The organism is Streptomyces sp. NBC_01235 (assembly GCF_035989285.1).
In the GTDB taxonomy this organism is placed as follows: Bacteria; Actinomycetota; Actinomycetes; order Streptomycetales; family Streptomycetaceae; genus Streptomyces.
Genome location: NZ_CP108513.1, coordinates 3,512,277 through 3,531,018, shown reverse-complemented (window position 1 = coordinate 3,531,018; position 18,742 = coordinate 3,512,277). Strand labels below are relative to the sequence as shown.

Here is an 18,742-nt window from a genome sequence, read left to right as displayed (position 1 = left end):
GTGTCCTCCCCCAGCCTCCGGCCGGGGGAGACCCCCAGACCCCGCTGACACCGCGGCCGCCTCATCCACCCGCCGCCTGCCCCCCCCAACACCCCATGACCACAACCCCGTTACGTACCAAGGACGCCATGAGCCAGCAGCCCTCCGCAGCCCCGGCCCCCACCCCCACCTCGGCCGTCGCCACCGTCGCCAAGCGCCGCGACTGGTGGCGGGACGCGGTGATCTACCAGGTGTACCCGCGCAGCTTCGCCGACAGCAACGGCGACGGCATGGGCGACCTGGAAGGCGTACGCTCCCGCCTCCCCCACCTGCGCGACCTCGGCGTGGACGCCGTGTGGCTCAGCCCCTTCTACGCCTCCCCGCAGGCCGACGCCGGCTACGACGTGGCCGACTACCGCGAGGTCGACCCGATGTTCGGCAACCTCCTGGACGCCGACGCCCTCATCCGTGACGCCCGCGAACTCGGCCTCAGGATCATCGTCGACCTGGTCCCGAACCACTCCTCCGACCAGCACGAGTGGTTCAAGCGGGCGCTGCGGGAAGGCCCCGGCTCGTCCCTCCGGGACCGCTACCACTTCCGCCAGGGGAGGGGGAAGAACGGCGAACTCCCGCCCAACGACTGGGAGTCCATCTTCGGCGGCCCGGCCTGGACCCGGGTCACCGAGCCGGACGGCACCCCCGGCGAGTGGTACCTCCACCTCTTCGCCCCCGAACAGCCCGACTTCAACTGGGAACACCCGGCCGTCGGCGACGAGTTCCGCTCCATCCTGCGCTTCTGGCTCGACATGGGCGTCGACGGCTTCCGCATCGACGTCGCCCACGGCCTGGTGAAGGCGGAAGGCCTGCCCGACCTCGGCTCCCACGAGCAACTCAAGCTGCTGGGCAACGATGTCATGCCGTTCTTCGACCAGGACGGCGTCCACGAGATCTACCGCCAGTGGCGGTTGATCCTCGACGAGTACTCCGGCGAGCGCATCTTCGTGGCGGAGGCCTGGACGCCGACGGTGGAACGAACGGCGAACTACGTCCGTCCCGACGAACTCCATCAGGCCTTCAACTTCCAGTACCTGGCCACGGAGTGGGACGCGAAGGAGCTGCGACAGGTCATCGACCGCACCCTGGAGGCGATGCGCCCGGTCGGCGCCCCCGCCACCTGGGTCCTCTCCAACCACGACGTCACCCGCCACACGACCCGCTTCGCCAACCCGCCCGGCCTCGGCACCCAGATCCGTACGGCGGGTGACCGCGAGCTCGGGCTGCGCCGCGCACGGGCGGCGACGCTGCTGATGCTGGCGCTCCCCGGCTCGGCGTACGTCTACCAGGGCGAGGAACTCGGCCTCCCGGACGTCGTCGACCTCCCCGACGAAGTCCGCCAGGACCCCGCCTACTTCCGCGGGGCGGGCCAGGACGGCTTCCGCGACGGCTGCCGCGTCCCGATCCCGTGGACACGCGAGGGCTCGTCCTACGGCTTCGGTGACGGCGGCAGCTGGCTGCCCCAGCCGGCCAACTGGGGCGAGTTGAGCGTGGAGGCCCAGACGGGGGTCCCGGGCTCGACCCTGGAGCTCTACCGCTCGGCCCTCGCCGCCCGCCGCTCCCAGCCCGACCTGGGCGCGGGCGACTCGGTGGAGTGGCTGAAGGCCCCGGAGGGCGTCCTCGCCTTCCGGCGCGGGGAGTTCGTGTGCGTCGCCAACACGACGGGGGAGTCGGTACGGATCCCGGCGTACGGCCGTGTCCTGCTCGCCAGCGGCGAGGTGGCCGAGACGGACGGGGAGGCGAAGGTTCCGGCCGACACGACGGTGTGGTGGACGACCGGCTGACGGACCGTCACAGGGCCTGCCACCCCTGAGGACAGGGCCTGCCGCTCCTGAGGGAAGGGGCAGGCCCTCGTGCTCACCCTGCGTGGAAGGATGTCGGCAACAACACCGGCAGGGGGCAGCGGAGAGGGCGCGCGATGATCGGGACCGTCTTTCGGAGCGAGGACGTGCCTGCGGGGGAGAGGTTCGAACACTGGCGGGAAGTCGTCGGTCGGACGCGCTCGAGCGAGATGGCCAGTGCCCACGCCGCCGACTTCTGGGCCGAGGGCCGGGTCATGGAGCTGGGGCCGGTGACCGTGCTGCCGTTGTCGTTTCTGCCGACGCGCTACTGGCGGAGCCCGAAGACGGCGCGCCGGTCCGACCCCGGGACGTATCACCTCACGCTGCTGCTCGACGGAGCGCTGATGCTCGACCACGCCGGACGGACCGACACCTTCGGCCCACGTGACCTGCATCTGACAGACGGCTCACAGCCTTTCGACCTGCGGCCGACGGACGACCGGGACCGCAGTGCCCTCAGGGGAGTGGGCGTGGACTTCCCCAAGGTGCTGCTCCCTCTGCCGCCGCACCGGGTACGGGAGCTGCTCGGTCGGGGGCTGCCCGGGCGGGAGGGCATGGGCGCCATGCTGGCGGAGTTCCTCGTCGCTCTGGACCGTCAGGCCGAGACCCTCCAGCCGTCCGACGCGGCACGCCTGGGTACGGTGGTGCTCGACCTGCTGTCGGCCTGGTTCGCCCAGCTTCTCGAAGCGGAGGCCGCCCTGTCGCCGGAGACCCGCCGACGGGCCATGGCCGAGCGCATCCGGGCGTTCATCCGGCAGAACCTGCACGACCCCGAGCTGACACCCCCCGTGATCGCCGCCGCGCACCACATCTCCCTCAGCTACCTGCACCGGATCTTCCAGCAGGAGGCAGATGGAGAGAGCGTCGCGGCCTGGATCCGCACCCAACGGCTGGAGGGGGCCCGCCGCGACCTCGCGCACCCCTCGCTGCGCGCCACGCCGATCCACGCCGTCGGCGCCCGTTGGGGCTTCCCCCGCGCCTCGGACTTCACCCGCGCCTTCGGGGCCGCCTACGGGGTCTCTCCCAGCGAGTACCGGATCCAGGCGCTGATGAAGACCCCTGCCTGACGGTCCGTCACTCGGTAACTTCTTGCAGATCTTTCACACGGCCCGCTGCCCTTTTGGGTGACGGGCCTTTAACATCTCGCCACCGCAAGGTTTCTGAAAGATTTCAGCAAGAGCCTTCAATGACGAAGGAACCCCACATGGCAAGCAGCAGAATCGTTTCAGGGGCGGTCGCCCTCACGGCCGCCGCGGCCGCCGCGGCCGCCGTCCTCGTCCCCGGCGCCGCGTACGCCTCCCCGCCCGGCACGAAGGACGTCACCGCCGTCCTCTTCGAGTGGAACTTCGCCTCGGTCGCCAAGGAGTGCACCAACACGCTCGGCCCGGCCGGCTACGGATACGTCCAGGTCTCCCCGCCCGCCGAGCACATACAGGGCTCGCAGTGGTGGACGTCGTACCAGCCGGTCAGCTACAAGATCGCGGGGCGGCTCGGGGACCGTACGGCGTTCCAGAACATGGTGAACACCTGCCACGCGGCGGGTGTGAAGGTCGTCGTCGACACCGTCGTCAACCACATGTCGGCGGGCAGCGGCACCGGGACCGGCGGGTCTTCGTACACGAAGTACAACTACCCGGGCCTCTACTCCTCCGCCGACTTCGACGACTGCACCTCGCAGGTCACCAACTACAGCGACCGCTGGAACGTCCAGCACTGCGAACTCGTCGGCCTCGCGGACCTGGACACCGGTGAGGAGTACGTCCGCAAGACCATCGCCGGGTACATGAACGACCTGCTCACCCTCGGCGTCGACGGCTTCCGCATCGACGCGGCCAAGCACATCGACACCGCCGACCTCGCCAACATCAAGTCGCGGCTGACCGACACGAGCGTGTACTGGAAGCAGGAGGTCATCTACGGCAGCGGCGAGGCGGTCCAGCCCACCGAGTACACGGGCAACGGCGACGTCCAGGAGTTCCGCTACGCCTACGACCTCAAGCGGGTCTTCAACAACGAGAACCTCGCCTACCTGAAGAACTACGGCGAGGGCTGGGGGTACATGAGCGGCTCCGTCGCGGGTGTGTTCGTCGACAACCACGACACCGAGCGCAACGGGTCGACCCTCAACTACAAGGACGGGGCGAACTACACGCTCGCCAACGTCTTCATGCTGGCCCATCCGTACGGCGCCCCGGACATCAACTCCGGATACGAGTGGTCCGACGCGGACGCGGGGCCGCCCAACGGCGGTGCGGTGACCGCCTGCTGGCAGGACGGCTGGAAGTGCCAGCACGCCTGGCCGGAGATCAAGTCGATGGTCGCCTTCCGCAACGCCACCCGGGGCGAGTCGGTCACCGACTGGTGGGACAACGGGGGCGACGCGATCGCCTTCGGGCGGGGGAACAAGGGGTACGTCGCCATCAACCACGAGAGCGGTTCCCTCGGCCGGACGTATCAGACGTCCCTCCCCGCAGGCGTCTACTGCAACGTTCAGAACAACACGAGCGTGACCGTGAACAGCTCGGGCCGGTTCACGGCGACCCTCGGCGCCGACACGGCCCTGGCGATCTACGCCGGCAGGTCGAGCTGCTGAGTTTCCTCCTCGCGTACCGCGCACTGTTCGGTCCGCACCGGCACCGACCAGACCTCACCGTCAACCCGTGCCGCCTCCGGTACCTCTACCAGGGCCTGGACCCGGCCGCCACGGCCCGTACAGCACAATGCCGTGGCGGCTGGGACTGCTCACGCAGACGAACTCCACCTGGTGAGTCCGCTCACTTCCAGGTGTCGCTCGTCGAGTATCCGGACGAACTGCCCGTCGTGTACGAGCGGTTCGTCCCGGACTCCCAGGTCACGTTCCCCGAGCTGTCCTTTTTCAGGAACTTGTACTCGAAGGCCGTGCTCTTGGGGACGATGACCGTCTTGCTCCACGTCGGATACGACGCGGACGACAGCGGGATCGCGTCGCTCGTGTTCCAGGAGCCCAGGGAGGCGAGGGACCCGACGACGTAGACGTTGGTGCCCAGACTCGTCGTCGCGCTGACGTTGAAGGTGACGTCGGTGGCGCTCGCGCTCGCCACGTTCCAGGAGTTGTCGAGAGTGAGCGCCGAAGTCGTGCTCGCTGCCGACCTGTTGGCGTTGGACTCCCAGGTCACGTTCCCGGACGAGTCCTTCTTGACGTACTTGTACTCGAACGACGTGTTGATCGGCACGCTCACCTCCCCCGACCAGATCGGGTAGCCGGCGGACGACAGCTGGATCGCCTTGGACGTGTCCCAGCCGCCCAGCGCCGCGATCGAGCCGACCACGTAGGCGTTCGTGCCGCTCGTCGTCGACGCGTACTCGTTGAAGGTCGCGCTCACCGTGGACGTCGATCCGCCGTCGCCGGGCTCGCAGGTGGTGCACGGGGTGAACGCGCCGTTGTAGAAGGCGATCGCGCTCTTCGCCGGAACGGTGAGCGTGGCGTTCCCGCCCGTCACCGTCACCGTCGTCGCGCCGTTGTCGACGACGTTCGCGTACGTCCCGTCGGCCATGCCGGTCGCGAAGGTGTACGTGGCCGCCGAGGAACCGTTGTTGAGGGCGATGTAGCCGCCGGTGCCGCGGGCGAAGCCGATCACGTTCGACGACTTCGTCGACCAGTTGGCGACGGCCGCCGAGCCCACCGCGTTGTGCCACTTCACCATGCCGGCGATCGCGGTGTCGCGCTGGAGGCAGTACCAGCCGCTGGAGCAGTCGGTGTTCGTGACGAAGCCGTTCGAGTTCGGCGGGGCCTGGTCGGAGGAGGACCACTCGAAGCCCGAGTAGATCGTCGGGGTCGCCCACTTGTAGGCCAGCTCGAAGACGTTGGCGAGCCGGTAGGTGTCGCCGTCCTTGTAGCTCAAGTGCAGACCGTTGCGCTCGGTGTCGTGGTTGGTCACGAAGGACACCGAGTCGGCGGCCGGGAGGATGCCGCCGCTCTCCAGGGAGGACAGGTCGCTGACGTTCCCCTGGAACGCCGACTTCAGCCTGCTCGCGTAGGTGAAGTCCAGGACGTCGCCCGAGGCGTAGTAGTCGGAGGCCGCCGGGGTCGAGCCCGGGTACACCTCCTGGAAGACGTACGGGTCCGCGCCCGACGTCGTGTTGTCGAGTTTCGCCCAGATCGCGTTGAGGTCGGCGACCGGCATGTGCTTGGCGGCGTCGATGCGGAAACCGTCGACACCCAGGGCGATCTGCTTGTTCAGGTAGGCGGCGATGCCCGAGCGGACGTGGTCGTTCTCGGTCTTCAGGTCGGGCAGGCCCAGCAGTTCGCAGTTCTGGATCTCGCTGAGGTTGGACCAGTCGTCGATGATCAGGTCGGAGTCGTTGCACTCCGCCGAGGTGTGGTAGTCGGCCGGGTCCCAGTCCGGGGTGTCGTACTTGTTGGTGATCGTCGTGCCGTTGTAGCCGACGCCGGTCTGCGCGGCGGTGTGGTTGACGACCGCGTCCGTGTAGACCTTGAGGCCGGCGTTGTGGCAGGCCGTGACCATCGACGCGAACTGGGCCGCCGTCCCGAAGCGGCCGTTCAGGTTGTACGAGTACGGCTGGTAGACGTCCCACCAGTAGTAGGTGGACTGCTTCAGCGACTCGGCCGGCGGGGCCACCCACACCGCGCCGTAGCCGTTCGGTCCGAGCACGTCTGTGCACTCGGACGCGACCGAGTTCCAGTTGTACTCCCACAGGTTGGCGATCACGTCGCCGGAGGTAGTGGTGTCCGCCCGGGCGGAGGCGGCGGGCAGGGCGATCGCTCCGGCGAGGGCCAGTGCGGCGGCGGCCGCGGCACTGGCTGTGCGCCGTAGGACACCCGGGGGGTGGTGTCTGGTGGTCATCTGCGGCTCCGAAAGGGTTTCCCGGGGGGTTTCGATTCCGGGTTCGGGTTTCAACAAGTGGTGAGCGTGGGGGAGTTGAGAAGGGCACGTCAAGGTCCAGGTGAAAGTTCTTGCTGTGAATTGCAAGGCTCTTGCTGTAAACCTTGCGTCAGCGATACGGTCACGCGGGCACCCGGCGACGAAGCCGTCCCGCGGCATCGGGGTCGGACCCAAGAGAGCCGTAATCGCAAGGAGTTCCCGCCTGTGATACCGAGATGGCCGGCGCCCTCGACGCGCCGCACCGCGACACACGCCAGACGGGTCGCGGCCGTCACCGTGACCGCGCTCGCCGCAGCCCTCGTCCAGCCCCTCGCGGCCCACGCGGACAGCCCGCCCCCGCCGCCCTCCGACGCGAAGCTGGCCTCGGCCCCCGCCCGGCACGACGACACGCGTGAGCAGTTCTACTTCGTCATGCCGGACCGTTTCGCGAACGGGGACGCCTCCAACGACACCGGCGGACTGACCGGTTCACGTCTCACAACCGGTTACGACCCCACCGACAAGGGCTTCTACCAGGGCGGCGACCTCAAGGGCCTGACCCGGCGCCTCGACTACATCAAGGGCCTCGGCACCACCGCCATCTGGATGGCCCCGATCTTCAAGAACCAGCCCGTGCAGGGGACGGGAAACAACGCCTCCGCCGGCTACCACGGTTACTGGATCACCGACTTCACCCAGGTCGACCCGCACTTCGGCACCAACAAGGACCTGGAGACCCTCGTCTCCAAGGCGCACGCCAAGGGCATGAAGGTCTTCTTCGACGTCATCACCAACCACACCGCCGATGTCGTCGACTATGAAGAGAAGTCCTACGACTACCTGTCCAAGGGGGCGTTCCCGTACCTGACCGAGGACGGCGAGCCCTTCGACGACGCCGACTACGCGGACGGCGGCGGCAACAGGTTCCCGGCCGTCGACGCCGACTCCTTCCCGCGCACCCCGACGGTCGCCGCCGCGAAGAAGAACGCCAAGGTCCCGTCCTGGCTCAACGACCCCACGATGTACCACAACCGCGGCGACTCGACGTACGCCGGCGAGTCGACCACATACGGAGACTTCTCGGGTCTCGACGACCTGTGGACCGAGCGTCCCGAGGTCGTCAGCGGGATGGAGAAGATCTACCAGCGCTGGGTCAGGGACTTCGACATCGACGGCTTCCGGATCGACACCGTGAAGCACGTGAACATGGAGTTCTGGACCCAGTGGGCGACGGCGCTCGACGCGTACGCGGCCAGGCAGGGCCGCGACGACTTCTTCATGTTCGGTGAGGTCTACTCCGCCGACACGTCGATCACCTCGCCGTACGTCACCCAGGGCCGCCTCGACGCCACGCTCGACTTCCCCTTCCAGGAGGCGGCCCGGCAGTACGCCTCGCAGGGCGGCAGCGCCCAGAAGCTGGCCTCGGTCTTCGGCGACGACTACAAGTACACGACCGACAAGGCCAACGCGTACGAGCAGGTCACCTTCCTCGGCAACCACGACATGGGCCGCATCGGGTACTTCCTGAACCAGGACAACCCCAAGGCCACGGATGCGGAACTCCTGGCCAAGGACAAGCTCGCCAACGAGCTGATGTTCCTCAGCCGCGGCAACCCCGTCGTCTACTACGGCGACGAGCAGGGCTTCACCGGCTCGGGCGGTGACAAGGACGCTCGCCAGACGCTGTTCGCGTCCAAGGTCACCGACTATCTCGACGACGACGAGATCGGCACCGACCGCACCCACGCGAGCGACGCCTACGACACGAGCGCCCCGCTGTACCGGCAGATCGCCGCACTCGCCAAGCTCCGCAAGGCCAACCCGGCCCTCACGGACGGTGTCCAGACCGAGCGGTACGCGGCGGACGGCGCGGGTGTCTACGCTTTCTCGCGCACCGACGCCAAGTCGGGCACCGAGTACGTCGTCGCCTTCAACAACTCGGACGAGGCGAAGACGGCGACCTTCGCCGCCGGCTCGGCGAACATGACGTACGCCGGGATCTACGGCACCGACGCCACCGCCAAGGCCGGCGCCGACAAGAAGATCACCGTCACCGTCCCGGCCGGTTCCGCGATCGTCCTGAAGGCGGCCGGCCGTCTCGCCAAGCCCGCCACCCAGCCGACGCTCACCCTCAAGGCCCCGGCCACCGGAGCCACCGGCACCGTCGAGCTGAGCGCCGACGTCGAGGGCGGGCAGCTCAACCGGGTCGTCTTCGCCGCCCAGGTCGGCACCGGCAAGTGGCAGACCCTCGGCTCCGCCGACCACGCCCCCTACAAGGTCACCCAGACCATCGGCAAGGACGTACCGGCGGGTACTGCCCTGCGCTACAAGGCGGTCGTGATCGACTCGGCCGGGCGGACGGCGAGCGCCACGGCGGAGTCCGTCACCGGTACCCCGCCCGCCGAGGAGATCCCCACCGCCTCCTCCCGCGACTACGCGATCGTCCACTACCAGCGCACCGACGGCGACTACACCGACTGGGGCCTGTACGCCTGGGGCGACCTCGCCGACGGCGAGTCGACGAACTGGCCCGACAGCCACCCCTTCGTCGGCCGGGACGCGTACGGGGCCTTCGCCTACGTCAAGCTGAAGCCCGGGGCCTCCAGCGTCGGCTTCCTGGTGATCGACAAGAACGGCACCAAGGACGTCTCCGCCGACCGCACGATCGACGTCACGAAGACCGGTGAGGTCTGGATCGAGCAGGGCAAGGAGGCCGTACGGACGGAGAAGCCCGACGACTACCCGGCCCAGGACACCGCCAAGGCCGTCCTGCACTACCACCGCGCCGACGGGAACTACGACGGCTGGGGCCTGCACGTCTGGACGGGAGCCGCGAACCCCACCGAGTGGTCGCACCCGCTGAAGCCGGTGCGGACCGACGCCTACGGCGCGGTCTTCGAGGTGCCGCTCACCGCCGGTGCCACCAGCCTCAGCTACATCCTCCACAAGGGCGACGACAAGGACCTCCCCTCCGACCAGTCGCTGGATCTCACCGCGAACGGCCACGAGGTGTGGCTGCTGAACGGCCAGGAGAAGTACCTGCTCCCGCAGCCGGCCGGTTCCGCCGCGGCGCTGGACCTGAGCACCTCCAAGGCGGTCTGGATCGACCGGAACACGGTGGCCTGGAACGGCTCCGAGGCCGCCGCCTCCACCCAGTTGCTGTACAGCCGGGACGGTGTGATCGCCGTCGCGGACGGCAGGCTCACCGGTGCCGCCAAGTGGCTGCGGCTGACGAAGACCGCTCTCACCGACGCCCAGAAGGCCAAGTACCCGCACCTCAAGGCCTACACCGCCTGGTCCGTCGACCCGCGCGACCGGGACCGGGTGCGTGAGGCACTGAGCGGCCAGGTCGTCGCCACCCAACGGGCCGTGAACGGCGCGGTGTCGGCGGCGACCGGCGTGCAGATCGCGGGCGTGCTGGACGACCTCTATGCCGGCGCGGCCACGGCGCGACTCGGCCCGACCTTCCACAACGGCCGTCCCACGCTCGCCGTTTGGGCGCCGACGGCGCAAAAGGTGTCACTGGAGCTCGACGGCTCCACGGTCGCCATGAAGCGGGACGCCGGCACCGGCGTCTGGTCCGTCACCGGCCCCAAGTCCTGGAAGAACAAGGCCTATCGGTACGTCGTGACCGTGTGGGCGCCCAGTGTCCGCAAGGTCGTCACCAACAAGGTCACCGACCCCTACTCGGTGGCCCTCACCACCGACTCGGCGCGCAGTCTGGTCGTCGACCTCGACGACAGGTCCCTCGCCCCCGGCGGCTGGTCGGCGCTCGGTAAGCCGAAGGCCGTCCCGCTGAAGGACGCCCGGATCCAGGAGCTGCACGTCCGGGACTTCTCCGTCGCGGACCCGACGGTCCCCGCGAAGGACCGGGGCGCCTACCTGGCCTTCACCGACAAGGACAGCGACGGCTCGAAGCACCTGCGGGAACTGGCGGCGGCGGGCACGTCGTACGTCCACCTGCTGCCCGTCTTCGACATCGCCACCATCCCCGAGAACAAGGCCGACCAGGCGGTCACCGACTGTGACCTGGCCTCCTACCCGGCGGCCTCCGAGAAGCAGCAGGAGTGCGTGGCCGCGAGCGCCGCGAAGGACGCCTACAACTGGGGGTACGACCCTTACCACTACACGGTCCCCGAGGGTTCGTACGCCAGTGATCCGGACGGGACGGCCCGTACGGTCGAGTTCCGCAAGATGGTCCAGGCGCTGAACCGGGACGGCCTCGGGGTCGTCATGGACGTGGTCTACAACCACACCGCGGCGAGCGGTCAGGCCCAGGCCAGCGTCCTGGACCGGATCGTGCCCGGCTACTACCAGCGGCTTCTCGCCGACGGGTCGGTCGCCACGAGTACGTGCTGCGCGAACACGGCGACCGAGAACGCCATGATGGGCAAGCTGGTCGTCGACTCGGTCGTCACCTGGGCCAAGGAGTACAAGGTCGACGGGTTCCGCTTCGACCTCATGGGGCACCACCCGAAGGCCAACATCCTGGCGGTGCGCAAGGCGCTCGACGCGCTGACCCTCGCCAAGGACGGCGTCGACGGCAGGAAGATCATCCTGTACGGCGAGGGCTGGAACTTCGGCGAGGTCGCCGACGACGCACGGTTCGTGCAGGCCACGCAGAAGAACATGGCGGGAACCGGTGTCGCAACGTTTTCCGACCGCGCCCGTGACGCCGTGCGCGGCGGCGGGCCGTTCGACGAGGACCCGGGCGTCCAGGGCTTCGCGTCCGGGCTGTACACCGACCCCAACTCCTCCACGAGCAACGGCACTTCGGCCCAGCAGAAGGCGCGGCTGCTGCACTACCAGGACCTCATCAAGGTCGGTCTCTCCGGGAACCTCGCCGCGTACCGCTTCACCGACACGGACGGCCATGAGGTCACCGGCGCCGGGGTCGACTACAACGGCGCCCCGGCCGGCTACGCCGACGCGCCCGGCGACGCCCTCGCCTACGTCGACGCGCACGACAACGAGTCCCTGTTCGACGCCCTCGCCTACAAGCTGCCGGCCGGCACCTCCGCGTCCGACCGCTCCCGTATGCAGGTCCTCGCCCTGGCCACCGCCGCCCTCTCCCAGGGACCCGCGCTGTCCCAGGCGGGCACCGACCTGCTGCGTTCCAAGTCCCTGGACCGCAACTCCTTCGACAGCGGGGACTGGTTCAACGCGATCCACTGGAACTGCGCCGCCGGGAACGGCTTCGGGCGCGGACTGCCGCCGGCCGCCGACAACGCGTCCAAGTGGCCCTACGCCAAGCCTTTGTTGACCACCGTCGGCGTGGGCTGCCCGCAGATCACCGCGACCTCCGCCGCGTACCAGGACCTGCTGAGGATCCGTACGACGGAAAAGACGTTCTCGCTCGGGACGGCCGCGCAGGTGCAGTCGGCGCTGTCCTTCCCGCTGTCCGGCAAGGACGAGACGCCCGGAGTCATCACCATGGAGCTCGGCGACCTGGTCGTCGTGTTCAACGCGACGCCGACCACCCAGGAGCAGACGGTCGACGCACTCGCCGGGACGGGATACCGGCTGCACCCGGTGCAGGCGGCGGGGACGGACGCCACCGTCAAGACCTCGTCGTACGAGGCGGAATCCGGCACGTTCGCCGTGCCGGGCCGGACCGTGGCGGTGTTCTCCCGGACGACGCCCTAGACGGGCGCCCTGGACAGGGGCATTACCTTGGTGGAGCAGGCCTTGAACCAGGTCTGCTCCATCGGTGAGTCCGAGGGTTGACACATGGACGTCAGTGGCAGACGGACCGGCACGACCGTGCTCGTCGTGGACCACACGGCGGCCGGCCGGTTCGCCCTGGGGAGAGTGCTGCGCCGCGCCGGCCACCAGGTCGTCGCGGTCGGCACCGGCGGCGAGGCGCTCGTCGAGCTGGACGTACGGCTGCGCAAGGGCACCCTGCCGGACGTCGCCCTCGTCGACGTGGGCCTGCCGGACATGAGCGGCTTCGAGCTGTGCCGTCGGCTCAAGGCCCGGCCGCACATGGCCGGACTGCCCGTCGTGCACTTCTCGGCCGGCGAGGTGGCCCCGGGCGACCGCGCCGAGGGACTGGGCGCGGGCGCCGAGGCCCATCTGGCGATGCCCGCCGAGCCCGAGGAGATCGACGCGGTGGTCCGTGCCGCGGTGCGGGCCGCGCGGCTGCGGGCCGACGACCAGGCGGCGGCGCGGCGGCTGGCGCTGCTGTCGGAGGCGATCGTCACCATCCAGGCGGCGCGTTCCCCGCAGGAACTCGCCGACGCCGCCGCCGAGGGCGCCGCGCGGCTGACCGGCACGCCCGCCGCCGTCTTCGTCCTCGGACCGGACGACGACCTGTACCGCGGGACCTCCCGGAACCGCACCTCGCTCGCGCTGCCGGACGCGGGCGCCCACCGGGCCGTGGTCCAGCTGCTGCGGCGGCTCACCCATGGGCAGGCGGGGGTGCGGATCACCACGGTGCCCGCGCCACTGTGGCCCGCCGGGTTCTTCCGGCCGGGGGTGCAGCACGACGCCCGGCTGGTGCTGATCCCCACCCAGGACGGCCGGGCCTCGGTGTGCCTGGCCACGCCCACCCGCGGGGTCCGCCGGGTGGACCCCGAGAAGGAGTCCCTGCTGGCCCGGCTCGCCCAGGCCACCGTGCTCGCCGCCGAGCCGCTGCTCATGTACCAGATAGAGCGGCACGTCGCGCTCACCCTTCAGCACAGCTTCCTTCCCCGGCTGCCCGAGCTGCCGGGCGTCGACGTCGTCGTCCGCTATGTGCCCGCGTCCCGGGAGACCGAGATCGGCGGCGACTTCTACGCCGCCCTGCCCACCGACGAAGGGGTGCTGGCCGCGGTCGGCGACGTGGTCGGCCACTCGCTGGAGGCGGCCACCGTGATGGTCGAGATCCGGCACGCGCTGCGCGCCTACTGCGTCGACGAGAGCGACCCGGCCGTGCTCGCCGAGCGCCTGGACCGGATGCTCCAGCGCTACCACCCCGAGATCACGGCGACCGTCTGCCTGGCCCTGATCGACCCCGGCACCGGGCGCACCCGCATCGCCAACGCGGGCCATGTCCCGCCGCTGATCGTCCGGGACAACCGCAGCGCCGACTACGCCAAGGCGGCCGGCCCCCTGCTCGGCCTGGGCGTGCCCCACCCGCCGCCCACCGAACTGTTCCTGGAGCCCACCGACAGGCTCCTCATGGTCACCGACGGTCTGATCGAGACCCGGGGCACCGACCTCGCGGTCTCGATGGAGCACCTCCGGGCGGCGGCCACCGGCGCCATGCCGGGCCTGGACGCCCTGTGCGACACCCTCCTCACCCACTTCGGTCACGACCGGGACGACGACATCGCGATGCTGGCCCTGCGGCTGACGAACCAGGGCAGGCCCTAGGCTGAGCCTTGTTTTGTTCCTAGAACAGGAGTACCCATGCCGCAGATCACCGTCGACTACTCGACCACGATGGCGCCCGCCTTCGACCGGTCCGGTTTCGCGCGAGCCCTGCACACCTCGGTGGTCGAGATCGCGGCCGCCAAGCCGGAGGCCTGCAAGACCCTGTTCCGCCCCGCGGAATTCACCGCGTTCGGCTACGACGACCCCGAGGAGCGGGGGCACGCGGTCGTCCACGTCACGCTCGGGCTCCTCGCCGGCCGCACCGACGAGACCAAGACGAAGCTGACCGAGGCCGTGCTGGAGCTGCTGCGCGAGCACGTGTCGCAGGACGGTTTCGTGCTGCACGCCTCCGCCGAGGTCCGCGACCTCGACCCGTCGTACCGCAAGTTCGAGAGCTAGGCGCTCCGCTGGAAGTGGCGCGATGTGCGGTCGATCGTCTGCGGCACCATCGTGGCTGGTCGCGCTCGCGCGGCGGAGCCGCATATCGACACAGCCCCGCGCCCCTTTCAGGGCGCTGCCGAACCGACCGGCTCAGGAGGCGAGTGCGATGAGCCGGGTGACCAGGTCGCCGAAGGCGCCGTCGGCCGGCTCGCCGCCCAGCACGGGGCGCAGCAGTGTGCGCAGCTCGTCGTCGTAGGCGGCACTGACGGCCGTCAGTGCGGCGAAGTCGCGCACGAGCTGGATCTCCAGCTCCTCGCGCGGGATGCGCCGCCCGTCCAACCAGATCAACGCCGTCGACTCGGCGAGCGAGATCCACGAGCGGACGATCAGTTCGAGTCGCGGCGGCGGGTCGGTGATGCCCAGGTGCGACAGGATCTGTTCGTAGGCGACCTGGCGTACGGAGTCGATGAGCGCGTTCGTCGTCGAGGAGCCGACCGCCGGGCCGCCGCGCATCAGGGCCGAGAAGCCCGGGCCGTGCGCGTCGACGAAGTCGAAGAACCGGCGCATCACACGCAGCAGCCGGGCGCCGAGCGGCCCGTCGTGCGGCTCGGCGAACCGGCTTGCCAGATCCTCCGACGCCCGCTTCAACGCGGCCTCGTACAGGCTGAGTTTGCCGGGGAAGTAGTGGTAGACGAGGGGGCGGGAGATGCCCGCGGCCGCGGCTATCTCGTCGATGGAGACCTCGTCGGGCGAGCGCTGGGCGAACAGCTCGAGGGCGACGCCGATCAACTGCTGCCGACGCTCCTCGACTCCCATTCTGCGACGAACCCCGGTAGTCATACGAACACCTTACCGATCGGATCCGGCCCCGAACGGACCGGACCGACCCAGGTGTTCACCCTGATCGGTCACAGCTGCCGTCACATGTCCAGCACCAGTCGCTCACCTCGCGCCCGCGAGACGCAGATCGGCATCGAGTCGCCGCGCTCCGCGTCGGTGAGCAACTCGTCCCGGTGGTCCACCTCGCCCTCCGGCACTCCCTGTGGGCAGGTCCCGCGGAAACCCTGCTCGCACGAGTAGGCGGTGTCCGGCAGCTCGGCGCGTACGGCGGCCAGTGCCCTCGAGTCGGCAGGGATGGTCAACACCCGTGCGCGGCACCAGAGTTCGACCTCGAATGTGTCGCCGTACCGAACCGTGAGCCGCGAACCGTTCCAGCCGGACGTGCGGCACCCGCTCCCGCACCGCCGCCATGAGCCCCTCCGGACCACAGCAGCAGACGGCCGTCCCCTCGGGCAGGTCCGCGGGCGGCGCGTCGAGATCCGGCCGACCCTCCACCACCGTCACCCTCCACCACCGTCACCCTCGCCCACTCCCGGCTTCGCTCGAGCGGGGGACCCCCATCCCGCCGAACCGTTGGAGCTCCTCCAGGAACGGCATCGAGGCCCGCGTACGACCGGCGAAAACCAGCCGACACTCGGCGCCTTCGGGAAGCGCCCGCAGCGTGGGCACGATCGGCGTGATCCCGATGCCCCCGGCGACGAAGACGTACGAGGCTCTCGAAGAACCAGTCGACCCGCGCGGTGTACGGCGGCAGGTCGAGTCCCCGCTCCCGCAGATGCGGCAGCACCTCGTCGTGCGCTGGGAGTCTCAGCGCAGCCCGCTGATCGACCGCCCGTCCGCCAGTCTGCCCTTCAGGCCGGCCTGCGCACCCTGCGTCGCCGGCACCGTCAGCACGTTGCCCTGCCCGGACCCGCGCACCCCGCCCGTCGACCGGATGGACGCCGTGGCCTTGTCGCCGGCCGCGAGCAGATACCAGTCGCCGCCCTTCGACTTCCACAGCACCCCGGCCAGCACGTGCGGATCGCGCGGCCCGCACGCCGGTACGTCCCCGGCCTTCGCCACGGCCGCCCCGAACAGCCCGCCCGGCGTGTGGAACTGGGCCAGCACCCGGCTCCCGTCGCCCCGCCAGGTCTCGGCCCGCGTGCACACCCAGGCCGCCTGCCCGCTCGCGTCGGGCAGCCGCTGGCGCGTGTACGCCCACGCGTTGACCGTCCGCACGCCCTGCCCGCGTGCGTCGGCCAGCGAGCAGGCGAACGGCGCCCAGGTCCGCAGCGCCTGCGTGCCGGTCGCCTCCTCGGGGGAGCCCGGGCGGCCGGCGGTGAGGCGGGCGGGGACGAGTTCGCCCAGGTCGCTGAGGAGGTGGGTGCCGGAGACGGGGGTGCCCCCGGTCGAACGAAGTCGAGACGGGGGGACGGTCAGCTGGAGCACGTTCCAGGTCGTGCACGTACCCGTCTGGGTGGCCGGGCTGGCCAGCGGTGAGGTGATCCCGTCCGTCAGCGTCAGGTCCATCACCCCGGCGCCCGGCTTCGACAGGTCCCGCTCGCCGGCCTTCGTCACCCAGGGCGCCGTCAGATAGCGGACGTTGCCGTCGGCCCGCTCCAGCACCAGCGCGTTGGCCTCGGCGTCCGTCGCGCCGTCGACCCGCGCGAAGTCCAGGGCCGCCCCGGCCGTGCCGTCCTTCGGTTCGGCGTAGCGCGCGATGCGCAGACCGTCGTAGAGGATCACCACGCGCGCGTTGTCGACGTCGCCCGCGTAGAGGAGCTGGGGCGGTCCGGCGGGGCCGCCGACGGGGGTGTCCGGGGTGGCGGAGACGCGGACCTTCTCGCCGGGGCGGGCCCAGACGGCGAGGGCGCGGCGCAGCAGCGCGCTGTCGCCGGTGAGGGGACCGCGCGCGGGCCAGACCGAGAAGTCGGTGCGCGCGGAGGTCTTCCAGGCGGCGGGGGAGACCTTCACCAGCCGCCCGGGGTCGAGTGCGGCCTCGGCGGCCGGGTTCTGCGCGTACACCGGGGCGGCCGCGCCGTCGGGTCCCCAGCCGCCGCCGGGCAGCGCGACCAGGGCGCCGCACACGGCGAGGGCCGCGGCGGCGGCGAGCGCGGCCCTGGTGTGCCGGCGGCGGCGCATCAGATCGGTGGGCCGGGCCTGGAGCGAGCAGGCGTCGAACTCGCAGGAGTCGAGCAGCGCGTACTGCGCGGCGGGGACCCGGCCGGCCTCGCGCAGGGCCGCGTCGACGTCCCCGACGCCGGCCTCGGTGAGTACCTCGCGCACGTCGCCGTCGGGGAGTTTCTCCAGGCCGCGCAGGGCATAGGCGGCCCGGGCCGGGCCCGACAGGGCGGACAGCCGCTGGTCCAGGGCGAGTTCGTCGGCGCCGCCGGAGCGCGGGAAGAGACGCAGGCCCCACACCTGGGGGAGCAGCGGCGGGAGCTGGGCGCGCTTGGGCCACGCCCGCAGCCGCAGCGGCAGCCCCGCCTCCAGCGCCGTACGGACCACCTGGAGGCGGACGTAGGCATACCCGAGATCGCCGTCGCGGCCGGTGGACTGGGCCGGGATGACGGGGGCGCAGGCGCGGCCCCGGGGCAGGGCGCGCTGGGCGAGGGCGTGGGCGGTCAGGACGCGCCGGCCGCGGCCGAGGCCGGGCGGCAGCACCAGATGGGCGAGCCGGACCAGACGCGGGTAGTGCTCGACGAGCGCGGCCTCGGCCTGCTCGACGTCGACGATCCTGTCGGTGGACGAACCGGGTGCGGGGCGCGGGGCGACATCCTGTGACTGCACGTCCAGCAGAACGAGCGCGGTGGTGGTTGGTCACCGGCCGTCCGGGTGAGTCACTCCTGCGGGTCGGTCAGCGCCCGTGCGTAGTTCGCCATCGAGCGCTGGTAGCGCGGCAGATGGGGCGCCAGCGCGCCGAGGACCAGGGACAGGCCCTCGCGGTCGCGGCCCAGACTCGACAGGCACAGCGCCAGACAGGCGCGTACGGCGTCGTCCAACTCGTCGGACGGGCCGTCCAGTTCGGGGGTGAGGAGCTTGACGCCCTCCTCGGCCTGTCCGATGTTGCGGAGGGAACTGGAGAGCTGGATCTTCGCCCGACGTCCCTTGTAACCGCTGACGTCGCTCAGGCCACGGGCGAGCGCCTCCCGGTAGAGGGGTGCCGCCTTGTCGCTGTGGCCGGTCGAGTCCCAGGCGCAGGCCTGCTCGAAGGGGCCGAGCGGGCTGCCCTCGGGGAGTTCGGCGACGAGCGCGTCGATCACGGCGCGGAAGTCGGCGGCCCGCTCCTCCGGGTACTCGTCGAAGGTGGCCCAGGCGGCGGTCACGCGATCTTCCCAGTCATGGTTCACCGGCACACTCTCGCACGGGTGTGCCGGGTGGGGCACCGGTATTTTGAGCGCACCGCACGCGGGAGCCGTATCCAGAGCGAGGCTCTTGCAGGGAGGAACA

10 protein-coding genes and 1 pseudogene are annotated in these 18,742 nt (G+C 70.5%); 6 read left to right on the top strand and 5 right to left on the bottom strand.

Going from position 1 to position 18,742, the window contains the following annotated elements; translation table 11 throughout:
- The first annotated feature begins 128 nt into the window (after positions 1-128).
- The 3 genes from OG289_RS15380 (at position 129) to OG289_RS15370 (ending at position 4,467) form a co-directional block, all read left to right on the top strand.
- Positions 129-1,817 carry a glycoside hydrolase family 13 protein gene (locus tag OG289_RS15380; protein ID WP_327314577.1) on the top strand — a complete coding sequence of 563 codons (1,689 nt, stop codon included), beginning with the start codon at positions 129-131 and terminating at the stop codon, positions 1,815-1,817.
- A 134-nt stretch (positions 1,818-1,951) separates the two neighbouring features.
- A complete protein-coding gene (locus OG289_RS15375; RefSeq protein WP_327314576.1) occupies positions 1,952-2,941 on the top strand; it encodes a helix-turn-helix domain-containing protein in 990 nt (329 codons plus the stop codon).
- Between the two features lie 137 nt (positions 2,942-3,078).
- Positions 3,079-4,467: an alpha-amylase gene (locus OG289_RS15370; protein WP_327314575.1), complete on the top strand. Its 1,389-nt coding sequence runs from the start codon at positions 3,079-3,081 to the stop codon at positions 4,465-4,467.
- A 181-nt stretch (positions 4,468-4,648) separates the two neighbouring features.
- Here the strand turns inward: OG289_RS15370 and OG289_RS15365 are convergent, their stop codons facing one another.
- Positions 4,649-6,718, bottom strand: coding sequence for a carbohydrate-binding module family 20 domain-containing protein (locus tag OG289_RS15365; protein WP_327314574.1), 2,070 nt, complete (start codon positions 6,716-6,718; stop codon positions 4,649-4,651).
- A gap of 243 nt (positions 6,719-6,961) precedes the next feature.
- On the opposite strand from OG289_RS15365, the gene pulA reads away from it, so the two are divergent.
- From pulA to OG289_RS15350, 3 genes are all read left to right on the top strand, one after another.
- Entirely contained in the window at positions 6,962-12,382 is a 5,421-nt protein-coding gene (gene pulA, locus OG289_RS15360; protein ID WP_327314573.1) for a pullulanase-type alpha-1,6-glucosidase, read from the top strand.
- Between the two features lie 84 nt (positions 12,383-12,466).
- On the top strand, positions 12,467-14,092 hold the full coding sequence (locus tag OG289_RS15355; RefSeq protein ID WP_327314572.1) for a fused response regulator/phosphatase: 1,626 nt from the start codon (positions 12,467-12,469) through the stop codon (positions 14,090-14,092).
- Positions 14,093-14,128: 36 nt separating this feature from the next.
- On the top strand, positions 14,129-14,491 hold the full coding sequence (locus OG289_RS15350) for a 5-carboxymethyl-2-hydroxymuconate Delta-isomerase (protein ID WP_327314571.1): 363 nt from the start codon (positions 14,129-14,131) through the stop codon (positions 14,489-14,491).
- A 132-nt stretch (positions 14,492-14,623) separates the two neighbouring features.
- Here OG289_RS15350 and OG289_RS15345 read toward each other — a convergent pair whose 3' ends face one another.
- The 4 genes and pseudogenes from OG289_RS15345 to OG289_RS15325 all read right to left on the bottom strand — a co-directional run bounded on the left by OG289_RS15345 (position 14,624) and on the right by OG289_RS15325 (position 18,642).
- Positions 14,624-15,313, bottom strand: a complete 690-nt coding sequence (locus OG289_RS15345; protein ID WP_327314570.1) for a TetR/AcrR family transcriptional regulator — start codon at positions 15,311-15,313, stop codon at positions 14,624-14,626.
- An 80-nt stretch (positions 15,314-15,393) separates the two neighbouring features.
- A pseudogene (locus OG289_RS15340) lies at positions 15,394-16,024 on the bottom strand (flavin reductase family protein); the annotation flags it as partial.
- A gap of 96 nt (positions 16,025-16,120) precedes the next feature.
- Positions 16,121-18,082 (bottom strand): hypothetical protein, encoded by a 1,962-nt coding sequence (locus tag OG289_RS15330; protein WP_327314569.1) that lies wholly within the window; start codon positions 18,080-18,082, stop codon positions 16,121-16,123.
- 50 nt (positions 18,083-18,132) lie between these two features.
- Positions 18,133-18,642 (bottom strand): tetratricopeptide repeat protein, encoded by a 510-nt coding sequence (locus OG289_RS15325; protein ID WP_327314568.1) that lies wholly within the window; start codon positions 18,640-18,642, stop codon positions 18,133-18,135.
- Between the last annotated feature and the right edge of the window lie 100 nt (positions 18,643-18,742).